This is a genomic window from Streptomyces sp. NPDC057702, from assembly GCF_042799315.1.
Taxonomy (GTDB): domain Bacteria; phylum Actinomycetota; class Actinomycetes; order Streptomycetales; family Streptomycetaceae; genus Streptomyces.
The window spans coordinates 11,362-22,731 of the sequence record NZ_JBHVJC010000065.1; the positions used below are offsets into that span (position 1 = coordinate 11,362).

Sequence of the window (11,370 nt, forward strand, 5' to 3'; positions counted from 1 at the left end):
GGGCGGCGCGGGGGCGTCCGGCGCGCCCCCCCCCCCCCCCCCGCGGGGGGGGGGGCGGGGGCGGGCGCCGCCCCCCCCGGGGGGGGGGGGCCCCCCCCCCCCCCCCCCCCCCGCGCCGCCGGGCACGGCCGTCCCGGGCCACGAGTGAGATGCCGTTCGCGGCCCGGCCCGGCGACCCTCACTGTGACCGGGGGGCGTGGGGACCGGTGCCGGGGCCGGGCGGGCCGCCGGCCCGGCGACCGGGTCGAGGCGGGGGCCGGTGATGCGTACGGGGCGCGGGTGACTCGGCCAGGGGGCGTACGCCGTCCGGAGGTTGGGTGGCGTGTACGCCGCTGGCGGGGGCGGTCGGAGGCACGTGGGCAGAGGGGGTGCGCGCCGGCGCGGGGCGGGCGGCCGGTCCGGGCGCGGGGGATCGTGGCGGGTCGAGGCGGTGTGCGGCGACCGGGGCGGGGTGGGTCCGGTGGCGGGGGCCGCCCGCGTCGGCCCGCGCCACCGGACGACGTGGGCCGGTGGCGGGGCGGGGCGCCCGAGGGGGTCGGTCGCCCTGCCCGGGAGGGGGCGGCGCGAGGTGGTCAGCCCTGGGGGTGGGCGATGCTCTCGTACACGCGGTTCGCGCTGTCCGCACCGTGGCCGGCCCGGATCTGGCGATCCATCAGTTCCCGTATCAGGGCCGGCACCTCGGTGCTGATGCCCTGGTCCGCGCTGACGTGCACGATGTGGTCAAGCGCCGAACGGTTGAAGTGCAGGCTCTGTACGTCGGTGGTGTAGTCGCCCGAGTCGATGAATTCCGCCGCGCCCGTCGCCGAATGGGCCATGGCCTGGATGAACGGGATCGAGTACGCCGCGAATTCCTTCGCCGAAACGCCGCCGGTGCCGATCAGCGCGGCCCCGTGGTAGAAGCCGGCGAACAGGGCGTACATGCCCGAGAGCAGTGCCGTCTCGTACAACGCGGACGTGCCGACCTCGTCGCCGACGTGCCGGCTGGTGCCCAGCCGGTCGAGCGTGGCGTGGTGGGTGTCGAAGAGGTCGGCCGGGCCGCTGTAGAAGAGCTGCGACTCGCGCGAGCCGATCATGGGCGGGATGGCCATGAGCGCGCCGCCGAGGTAGTCGGCCCGGTGCTCGCCGACCCAGGCCGAGATCTCCCGCGCGTCCCTTGGCGTGAACGTGGTGAGCATCGCGATGGTGCGTCCGGCCAGCGACGACGTGACGGGGGTGAGCGCCTCGCGGACCGAGTTCTTGTCGAAGAGGCAGACCACGACCAGCGGGCTGGCCTCGATCGCGGCGGCCAGGTCGGGGGCCTCGACCGCGCCGGCGGCGACCAGTTCGCCCGCCTTGCCGGGGGTGCGGTTCCACACGGTGGTCGGGTGCCCGCCGGTGACGAAGGCCCCGGCCAGGGCCCGGCCCATGGTGCCCAGACCGAGCACGGTGACGGGGGCGGGGGAGGTGGGTGTGGCGTTCATGAATTGTGCTCCAGGCATGGTGAGAAAGGGGCGGAGTGAAAGGGCAGGAAAGGGAGAACAGGCGGGGTGTGGAATGCCGGGAATGGCTCGGGGGCGGCTGTTTTCGCCGTGCGGTGGTATCCCGTGGCCGAGGGTGCGGACCTGTCGGGCTAGCGCCTCTCCGCGTTCGCGATGCCGCGTTCCGGTGCGCGGCGAACGCCGAAAAGGACGGTGCGTTCCCGTACCCGGGCGGTGGGCCCATCGGAATTCCCCGGGTGCGCGTTCATCGTTTCGCGGGCCGTCGCGGTTGCCAAGTACCGACTTGCAGGTGCGCGCTAACCGACAGGTAAGCGCCCCGGCCGCCACAAGCCCGCCGCCGACCCCGCCGCCGCGTCCCGGACCCGCCCCCCCGACACGTGAGCCCACGGCCGCGACCCCGCCGCGTACCCCCGGCCCCGCCGCGTCCCGGCCCACGTCGCGCCCCCGCACCCGGCCCGCGCCGTGACCCGCCACCCGGCCGGCGCCAGCCCGCCCCGCGAACCGATGCCCAGCCCGCACCCAGCCCGCACCCAGCCGCGCACCACGAGCCCGCACCCCGAGCCCCGCCGGGCGAGGCCCCCCACCTCACGCTCCCCGCCCGCCCCGCCAGCGGCGCCCCGCCAAGGCCGGCCGGGACCGCCCCGGTCCGCTCCACAGGGCCAGTCGGGACCGCCCCGGTCCGCCCCCGCCAGGCCCCCATCCGGACCGGGCGCGTCCGCATGCCGGACGCGCCCTTCGCGCGTATCCCTGTTGTATCTATCCTGTGCGCATGGCTCCCGCCCCCACCGTTCCCGCCCTGCCGTCGACCTCCCGGACCTCCCCGCCCACCACGGCTTCCCCGCCGGCTTCGACTCCCCCCACCGCCCCGCCCCGGCGCGCCGCCGCGGGCTCCGCGAGCGCGGCGGATACGGCCGTCCCGCGACCCGCCGGCGGCGCGTCCGCCGGCGCCGACTCCGGCGCCGGGTGTGCCGCCGTGCGCGGCCCGGCCGGCGGTTCGGCCGCGGACCGGGTGTACGCGTACGTCAAACAGGCCGTGCTGGAGCGCCACTACGAGGGCGGCACGCTGCTCACCGAGGGCGATCTCGCCGAGGCCGTGGGCGTCTCGCGCACGCCGGTCCGCGAGGCGCTGTTGCGGCTTGAGGTGGAGGGGCTGATCAAGCTCTATCCGAAGAAGGGCGCCCTGGTGCTGCCGGTCTCCGCGCAGGAGATCGCCGACGTCGTGGAGACCCGGCTGCTGGTCGAGGAGCACGCCGCGCGCAAGGCGGTGCCGGCCCGCGCCGAGCTGCTGGAGCGGCTGGAGGAGTTGCTGGAGCGACAGCGCGCGGAGGCGGCGGCCGGCGACCTGGCGGCCCTCGCGGTCAGCGACCGCTGCTTCCACGCCGAGATCGTCCGCAGCGCGGGCAACCAGATCCTGGACCGCCTCTACGACCAGTTGCGCGACCGCCAGCTCCGGATGGGCGCCGCCGTCATGCACGCCCACCCGGACCGGGTGGCCAAGAACATCACCGAGCACGCCGAGATCCTGGCGGCGCTGCGCGCCGGCGACCCGGACGCGGCGGCCCGCGCCGTCCACCAGCACGTGAGCTGGGTGCGCCACCTGGCCCGGGGTGAGGTCAGGTGAGCGCTCCGGGGGACATACGGACCAGTGACACGAAGGGACTGCCGGGCGACCCGCCCGGCGGGCGCCGCGCCGTCGCCGTCTGGGGCCTGGGCGTCGCCGTCTACTTCGTCGCCATCACCTTCCGCACCAGCCTCGGCGTCGCGGGCATCGACGCGGCCGACCGCTTCCACATCAACGCCTCGGCCCTGTCCACCTTCTCCATCCTCCAACTCCTCGTCTACGCCGGCATGCAGATCCCGGTCGGCCTCATGGTGGACCGGCTGGGCACCAAGAAGGTGCTGGTCCTGGGCGTCGTGCTGTTCACCGTCGGACAGTTCGGCTTCGCCCTCTCGCACTCGTACGGCATGGCGCTGGCCTCGCGCGCGCTGCTGGGCTGCGGCGACGCGATGACCTTCATCAGCGTGCTGCGGCTGGGCTCGCGCTGGTTCCCGGCCCGCCGTGGGCCGCTCGTCGCGCAGGTCGCCGCCCTGATCGGGATGGCCGGCAACCTGATCTCGACGCTGCTGTTGGCGCGCCTCCTGCACGACCTGGGGTGGACGCCGACGTTCGCGGGCAGCGCGGTGGGCGGGCTGCTCGTGCTGGTCCTGGTGCTGCTGTTCCTGCGCGACCACCCGGCGGGCCACGAGCCCGAGCCGAACGCACACATCGGCAAGGGCTTCGTCCGCCACCAGATCGCGGCGGCCTGGCGCGAGCCGGGCACCCGGCTCGGCATGTGGACGCACTTCACCACGCAGTTCCCCGCGATGGTCTTCCTGCTGCTGTGGGGGATGCCGTTCCTCGTCGAGGCGCAGGGCCGGTCGCGCTCCGAGGCGGGTGAGCTGCTGACCCTGGTGGTGCTCTCCAACATGGCGGTCGGACTGGTCTACGGGCAGGTCATCGCCCGCCACCACGCCGCGCGCGCCCCCCTCGCGCTGGGCACCGTCGCGGCCACCACCCTGGTGTGGGCCAGCGTGTTGGCCTGGCCCGAGCGGCACGCGCCGACCGCGCTGCTGATCGTGCTGTGCGTGGTGCTCGGCGCGTGCGGCCCGGCCTCGATGATCGGCTTCGACTTCGCCCGACCCGCCAACCCGCCCGAACGGCTGGGCACCGCGTCCGGGATCGTCAACATGGGCGGCTTCATGGCGTCGATGGCCACCCTGTTCGCCATCGGCGTGCTGCTCGACGCGACCGGCGACAACTACCGCGTCGCCTTCGCCTCGGTCTTCTTCCTCCAGGCGCTGGGCCTGTCCCAGATGCTGCGGCTGCGCGGCAGGGCGGACCGGCGCGAGCGCGAGCACGTCATCGCCAGCCGGGTGGAGGCGGTGCACGTCCCGGCGTAGGACCGGCGTGCGGGGCGGCGCGCGACGGTCAGCGGTCAGCGGTCAGCGGTCAGCGGTCAGTCGGTCGGTCAGCGCGCGGCGCGCGTGCGGTGGGCCGTCCGGCGCCGCTCCCGCGTCGCCGCGCACGGGGGCGGGGGACACCCCGTGCGCGCGGACCACCGGTGCGCGGACCGGAGCCGCGAAACGTTACGGCGGGAACGGCGGAGCGTGCGGGGCCGCCCGGAGCCGGCGGCGGGCCGGGGCGAGCGGTGGCGGACCCACGGGGCGGGCCCGGCGGCACGCGCCGAAAGTCCTACGGCGTGACCGCGAAGTTGGCCAGGATCGCCTCTGCCAACGGCTGGTCTCCGTCGATCTTCACCTTGTCGGCCACCGCCGCGAGACGCACCCGACCGGCCGCGAGGCGCAGATAGGTCTCCCAGTCGAGGCTGACCGTGACCGCCGGGCCGAGCGAGACGCTGGCGTCCAGCTTGCCGTTGCCCTCCGCGTCCACCCGGACCGTGCGCATGAACTCCAGCGGGCCGCTGACGTCGAAGACCACGGCGGAGTTGGCCGGCGCCTTCGCGCGCTTGGCGACCACCCCGGGCAGCGCCTTGAGCAGCACGTCCCGGGTGATGGAGGCGCCCGGGGAGTCCAGGTTGGCCGGCTTGTCCAGGGCGCGGCGCAGGTCCTGCTCATGCACCCACACGTCCAGGGCGCGGGTGGTCAGCGCCCGGGAGAGGGTGACCTCGCCGACCGGGCTGCGCACGAGGGTCTCCGGATCGCGCTTCTCGTTTCGCAACTGCCGCGAGCGGCGGATGATCGTGTACTCCAGTTCGGAGGTCATCTCGGGCGCGGTGTGGCAGCGCCGCACGTCGACCTGGACCTCCGCGTAACGCGCGAACTCGCTGTTCACGTGGTAGAGATCGCGCGGCAGGCTGTGTATCGGGCGCGGGTCGCCGAGCATTTCGCACTCGAAGCCGATGATGTGCGAGACGACGTCACGCACCGACCATCCCGGGCACTCGGTGGCCCGGTTCCACTCCCCCTCGACGAGTGGGGTGACCAACTCGGATATCGCTTCGATGGAGTGCGTCCATGCGTCGATGGCGGGTTGCAGGCTGGGATGGACGGTCACGGGACCCCTCGGGCGGTTCGTACGCGGGCTGGGTGCTGTTTGGCAGTTAAGTTACGCTGCGCACGGGCACCCCGGCAGTGCTTTCCAGACTGATCGTAGGCCCGGTTGGAGAGCTCGATCGTCGAGAGCGGTGGTAATGTGCGCGCTTCACTGATCCAGATGGGTGTGGACCCGGACGAGCCGGTTGATTACCGGCGCGAGCGTGCGGCCACCCTCGTACGAGACACACAGCGGCAAACCGGTGCGGACCTCGTTGTTCTGCCCGAGTTGTGGACCGTGGGCGCCTTCGCCTACCAGGAGTTCGGGCCCGGCGCCGAGGCGTTGGACGGGCCGACGGCCAAGGCCATGTCGGCCGCCGCGCGCGACGCCGGCGTCTGGCTGCACGCCGGGTCGATCGTGGAGCGGGCGCCCGCCGCCGAGGGCCAGCCCACCACCGAGGACGGGGCGACGCTCTTCAACACCTCGCTGGTCTTCGACCCGTCGGGCGAGCTGGTCCGCACCTACCGCAAGATCCACCGGTTCGGCTTCGACAAGGGCGAGGCGGTGTTGATGGGCGCCGGCACCGAGGTGGTCACGGCGCCGCTGCCGGAAGCCACCATCGGCCTGGCGACCTGTTACGACCTGCGCTTCCCCGAGCTGTTCCGGCTGCTGGTGGACGCCGGCGCGCAGGCCCTGGTGATCCCCGCCGGCTGGCCCGAGCGGCGCCGCGAGCACTGGACGCTGCTGGCCCGCGCCCGCGCGGTGGAGAACCAGGCGTACGTCCTGGCCTGCGGCTCCGCCGGTACCAACGGCGGCGTCCCGCAGGCGGGGCACAGCATCGTGGTCGACCCGTGGGGCGAGGTGCTGGCCGAGGCGGGCCCCGAGGAGACGGTGCTCACCGCCGACCTGGACCTGTCCCGGGTGGCGACCACCCGCGCGGACTTCCCCGCACTTCGGGATCGGGTGCTGGGCGCCCGCTGACCCGCGCGCCCGCCCCTTGCGCGCACACCTCCGCCGCCGACCGGGCCCGCCCCGGCCGGCGGCGCGTGCGTCGGGCCGGGCGCCGGGGCGCGGCCCGGGTCGGCCGACGGGCGGTCGGCCGCCCGCGCCGGCTGGCAGGATTGAGGCCCATACGGCGCACGGCCCGGACCGGGCGCCACCACCACGACCCCGGGGGCCGCGCCATGTCGCACGCGCATCCGTACGGCGCGCCCCACGACGGCCCGGACGGCCCCGACGGGCAGCCGTCGCCGAACCCGGCGTACGCCGTGCCCAGCGGCCCCAACCCGTACGCGACGCCGCAGGGCCAGCCCGGATACGGCTATCCGCACAGCGCCCAGGGCCAGCCCAGCTACGGCTATCCGCCGCTGAACGTCGCCCCGCCGGTCTACGCCGCCTACGCCCCGCAGCTCGGCGGGCACCTGCCCGCGCCCGACGCGCCCTACGGCTACGACCCGTACGGCCGCCCCTACTCGGACCGGTCGCGGGTCGCCGCGGGCGTGCTGCAACTGGTCCTCGGCCCGCTGGGCATCGGCCGCTTCTACACCGGCCACCTCGGCATGGCCTTCGCCCAGCTCCTGACCTGCGGCGGGCTCCTGGTCTGGTCCCTGGTCGACGGCATCCTGCTGCTCACCAGCCGGGACCGGACCGACGCCACCGGCCGCGTGCTGCGCGGCTGAGCCGGCCCGGCCCCGGCGCCCCCCACGGACAACGCCCCGGACGATCACCCGTCGGACACACCGGTACCCGGCGCTCCGGCGCGGCGTCCGCGAGGTGCCCCGCGCGGGAACGGCGGGGGAACGGCTGGGGAGGGTGAGGACGGGGAATGCGGGCGGGGCGGGTGCTGTTGGATGGGGACATGGCTTCACGTGCGCGCGTAAGAGCCCCCGAGCTGATCGGTGCGGGCGGCTGGCTCAACACAGGCGGTACCGACCTTTCCCTCGCTGACCTGCGGGGACGCATCGTCATCCTCGACTTCTGGACCTTCTGTTGTGTCAACTGCCTGCACGTGCTCGACGAGCTGCGCGAGCTTGAGGAGAAGCACCGCGACACCGTCGTGATCGTCGGCGTCCACTCGCCCAAGTTCGTGCACGAGGCCGAGCACCAGTCGGTCGTGGACGCCACCGAGCGGTACGAGGTCCGGCACGCCGTACTGGACGACCCCGACCTGGCCACCTGGAAGCAGTACGCCGTCCGCGCCTGGCCCACCCTCGTCGTCATCGACCCCGAGGGGTACGTGGTGGCGCAGCACGCGGGCGAGGGCCACGCCCACGCGATCGCCAAGCTCGTGGAGGAGCTGGAGGCCACCCACGAGGCGAAGGGCACCCTGCGGCGCGGCGACGGACCCTACGTCGAGCCCGAGCCCGTCCCCAGCGACCTGCGCTTCCCCGGCAAGGCCGTCCAGCTCCCCGGCGGCAACCTGCTGGTCTCCGACTCCACCCGGCACGCCCTGGTCGAGCTGGCCCCCGACGGCGAGAGCGTCGTACGCCGGATCGGCTCCGGCGAGCGCGGCCTGGCCGACGGCGACGCGCACAGCGCGCGGTTCAACGAGCCGCAGGGCCTGGCCCTGCTGCCGCCCGAGGCCGACGGCACCCGGCGCGTCGTCGTCGCCGACACCGTCAACCACGCCCTGCGCGTCTACGACCCGACCACCGGCGAGGTCAGCACCCTCGCCGGCACCGGCCACCAGTGGTGGCAGGGCGCGCCGACCGCCGGCCCGGCCCGCGAGGTGGCCCTGTCCTCGCCGTGGGACGTGGCCTACTTCGCCGACCGGCTGTGGATCGCCATGGCCGGCGTGCACCAGCTGTGGACCTACGACCCGGCCACCGGCACCGTCGAGGTCGCCGCCGGCACCACCAACGAGGGCCTGGTCGACGGGCCCGCGCGACAGGCGTGGTTCGCCCAGCCGTCCGGGCTGGCCGCCACCGCCGACCGGCTGTGGGTCGCCGACTCGGAGACCTCGGCCCTGCGCTACGTCGAGCGCGACCCGCGGGCCGAGGAGGCCGACGCGTTCGTGGTGCGCACCGCCGTCGGCACCGGTCTCTTCGACTTCGGACACCGCGACGGCCCGGCCGAGCAGGCCCTGTTCCAGCACCCGCTGGGCGTGACGGCGCTGCGCGACGGCAGCGTCGCCGTCTGCGACACCTACAACCAGGCGCTGCGCCGGTACGACCCGGCCACCGGCGAGGTCAGCACGCTCGCCACGGACCTGCGCGAGCCCTCGGGCGCGGTGCTCGTCGGCGACGAGATCGTGGTGGTCGAGTCGGCCCGGCACCGGCTGACCCGGCTGCGGCTGCCCGAGGAGGCCGTCCGCGTCGAGTCGGTGGCCCACCGCACCCAGCGCGCGGCCACCGAGATCGCCCCCGGGGCGCTGCGCCTGGACGTGGTCTTCCAGGCGCCCAGCGGCCAGAAGCTGGACACCCGGTACGGCCCGTCCACCCGGCTGCTGGTCAGCGCCACCCCGCCCGAGCTGCTGGCCGACGGCGCGGGCGCGGGCACCGACCTCAGCCGCGAGCTGCGGCTGGCCGACGGTGTCGGCGAAGGCGTGCTGCACGTCTCGGCGATGGCCGCCTCCTGCGACGACGCCCCCGACATCGCGTACCCGGCCTGCCACGTCCACCAGCAGGACTGGGGCGTCCCGGTCCGCGTCACCCCCACCGGCGCCGACCGGCTGCCGCTGGTCCTGGCGGGCCTGGACGAGGCGAGCTAGCCGGGTCGCTCCGCGACGGGCACGACGAGAAGGCCGGGCGCCACCCCACGGGGAGGCGCCCGGCCCGTTTCCGGGTCGTCGGGGGAAGGACGGCGGGGCGGGCGCGGGGCCGCCCGCGCCAATCCGGTGGCCCGTCGGCCGCGAAGTACGGGTGAGGAGGCCGGGGCGGCCGGCCTCCCGGCCGAAGGGCGGACCCCGTGCTCACCTTGATCCTCATCGGACTGCTGGGCGGTCTGATCACGGCGGTCTCGCCGTGCATCCTGCCGGTCCTGCCCGTCGTCTTCCTGGCGGGCGGGCCAGGCGGAGGGGGTGACCAGCAGGCGCCACCGGGCGGCGCCGGGCGCCCGGCGGCGCGCGAGCGGTCAGCGGTCGCGAGCGGCCGTGCGGGTGGCGCGGTGGCCACGGCCACCGAGGCGGCCACCGGCACCGAGGCGGGCGGCGCCCCCGAGGCGGGCGCCGACACCGGTCCGGAGCCCGGCGCCGTGGCGGCCCGGCGAGCCGGCAGGCGGCGACCGTACGTCGTGGTCGCCGGCCTCGTCGTCAGCTTCAGCTTCTTCGCCCTGCTCGGCGTGACGCTGATCTCCGCGCTGGGGCTGCCCGACGACATCCTGCGCTACGTCGGCCTGACGCTGCTCGTCCTCATCGGTCTCGGGCTGGTCTTCCCCCAGGTGGAGAGCCTGCTGGAGCGGCCGTTCGCGCGCATCCCGCAGCGTCAGGTGGGCCGGCAGGGCGGCGCGTTCGCGCTCGGGGTCGGCCTCGGGCTGCTGTACGTGCCCTGCGCGGGCCCGGTCCTCGCGGCGATCACCGTCGCCGGGGCGCGCGGCCGGATCAGCGCCGACATCGTCGCGCTGACCGTCTCCTTCGCCGTGGGCACCGCCATCCCGCTGCTGGCCTTCGCGCTCGCCGGGCGCCGGGTCGCCGAGCGCGTCGCGGCCTTCCGTACCCGGGCCCGCGGCCTGCGGATCGCCGCCGGCACCGTGATGATCGTGCTGGCCGTGGCGCTGGCCTTCGACGTCACCGCCGCCGTCCAGCGCGCCCTGCCCGACTACACGGCGTCCGCGCGGCGCGGTATCGAGGACAGTGACACCGCCCGCCAGAAGCTCTCCGGCCTCTACGGCAAGGAGAACAAGGAACTGTCCCGCTGCGAGGACGGGGCCGACGAGCTGCGTTCCTGCGGCAAGGCGCCCGGCATCAAGGGCATCACCCGGTGGCTCAACACCCCGCAGGGGCGGCCGGTGAAGCTGGAAGCGCTGCGCGGCAAGGTCGTCCTGATCGACTTCTGGACCTACTCCTGCGTCAACTGCCAGCGCAGCCTGCCGCACATCAAGGCGTGGGACCGTGCCTACCGTGACGCGGGGCTGCGCGTGATCGGGGTGCACTCGCCCGAGTTCGCGTTCGAGAAGAGCGCCTCGAACGTGGCCGACCAGACGCGGAAGATGGGCATCACCTACCCGGTCGCCCTCGACAACGAGCTTGCCACCTGGGACAACTACCGCAACCGGTACTGGCCCGCGAAGTACCTCATCGACTCGGCCGGCACCGTGCGCTACTTCCGCTTCGGGGAAGGGAAGTACGAGCGGACCGAGGGCCTGATCCGCGACCTGCTTCGGCAGGCCGACCCCGGGGTGCGCCTGCCCGACGCGACGACGGGCCGCTCCGACGCGCTCACGGAGGACCGCACCCCCGAGACGTATCTGAGCACCCACCGCGTCGACCGCTACGTCGGCGACCCCCTGGCGGCGGACACCGCCAAGCGCTACCGCCTCCCCGCCGACCTGCCGCGTGACGCGGTCGCCCTGGGCGGCACCTGGACCGCCGGCTACGAGCACTTCACGGCGGGCCAGGGGGCGCGGATCGCCCTGGACTACCGGGCCAGGAAGGTCCACCTGGTCCTCGCCGGCAAGGGGCCGGTGGAGATCCGCGTGAACGGCGGGCCCGTGCGGACCCTCCAGGTCGACGGCACCCCCACGCTGCACACCCTCGTCGACGAGGACGACGCGCACCGGGCCCGCCTCGAGGTGCGCCCCGCCCCGGGCATCGAGGCGTACGCCTTCACCTTCGGGTGACCGTGCCGTCCGCGCCCGACCGGTCGCACCGGTCGGGCCCCGTGGACCCCCAGGGTAATGCGCGGGGGGCGGCCGCCCGGGGGA

8 protein-coding genes are annotated in these 11,370 nt (G+C 75.0%); 6 read left to right on the plus strand and 2 right to left on the minus strand.

Translation table 11 applies throughout. The annotated features are described in order from the left end of the window. Nucleotides 1-572: 572 nt before the first annotated feature. A complete protein-coding gene (locus tag ACFVFR_RS31100; RefSeq protein ID WP_383707842.1) occupies nt 573-1,460 on the minus strand; it encodes an NAD(P)-dependent oxidoreductase in 888 nt (295 codons plus the stop codon). Nucleotides 1,461-2,451: 991 nt separating this feature from the next. Between ACFVFR_RS31100 and ACFVFR_RS31105 the strand changes: the two genes are divergently transcribed. Continuing rightward, nucleotides 2,452-3,099 carry a GntR family transcriptional regulator gene (locus tag ACFVFR_RS31105; protein WP_383707858.1) on the plus strand — a complete coding sequence of 216 codons (648 nt, stop codon included), beginning with the start codon at nt 2,452-2,454 and terminating at the stop codon, nt 3,097-3,099. Continuing rightward, on the plus strand, nt 3,096-4,418 hold the full coding sequence (locus ACFVFR_RS31110; protein ID WP_383707844.1) for a nitrate/nitrite transporter: 1,323 nt from the start codon (nt 3,096-3,098) through the stop codon (nt 4,416-4,418). The genes ACFVFR_RS31105 and ACFVFR_RS31110 overlap by 4 nt, the downstream gene beginning before the upstream one ends. A gap of 292 nt (nt 4,419-4,710) precedes the next feature. Here ACFVFR_RS31110 and ACFVFR_RS31115 read toward each other — a convergent pair whose 3' ends face one another. Beyond that, the gene (locus tag ACFVFR_RS31115; RefSeq protein ID WP_383707846.1) at nt 4,711-5,532 is read right to left on the minus strand and encodes a maleylpyruvate isomerase family mycothiol-dependent enzyme; all 822 of its coding nucleotides are present in this window, start codon (nt 5,530-5,532) and stop codon (nt 4,711-4,713) included. A 138-nt stretch (nt 5,533-5,670) separates the two neighbouring features. Here ACFVFR_RS31115 and ACFVFR_RS31120 point away from each other — a divergent pair, with 138 nt between their 5' ends. The 4 genes from ACFVFR_RS31120 (at nt 5,671) to ACFVFR_RS31135 (ending at nt 11,286) form a co-directional block, all read left to right on the plus strand. Further along, a complete protein-coding gene (locus tag ACFVFR_RS31120; RefSeq protein ID WP_383707848.1) occupies nt 5,671-6,492 on the plus strand; it encodes a carbon-nitrogen family hydrolase in 822 nt (273 codons plus the stop codon). 203 nt (nt 6,493-6,695) lie between these two features. Then, a complete protein-coding gene (locus ACFVFR_RS31125) occupies nt 6,696-7,190 on the plus strand; it encodes an NINE protein (protein WP_383707850.1) in 495 nt (164 codons plus the stop codon). A 179-nt stretch (nt 7,191-7,369) separates the two neighbouring features. Then, on the plus strand, nt 7,370-9,220 hold the full coding sequence (locus tag ACFVFR_RS31130) for an NHL domain-containing thioredoxin family protein (RefSeq protein WP_383707852.1): 1,851 nt from the start codon (nt 7,370-7,372) through the stop codon (nt 9,218-9,220). A 197-nt stretch (nt 9,221-9,417) separates the two neighbouring features. Continuing rightward, on the plus strand, nt 9,418-11,286 hold the full coding sequence (locus tag ACFVFR_RS31135) for a cytochrome c biogenesis protein DipZ (RefSeq protein WP_383707854.1): 1,869 nt from the start codon (nt 9,418-9,420) through the stop codon (nt 11,284-11,286). Nucleotides 11,287-11,370: the final 84 nt, after the last annotated feature.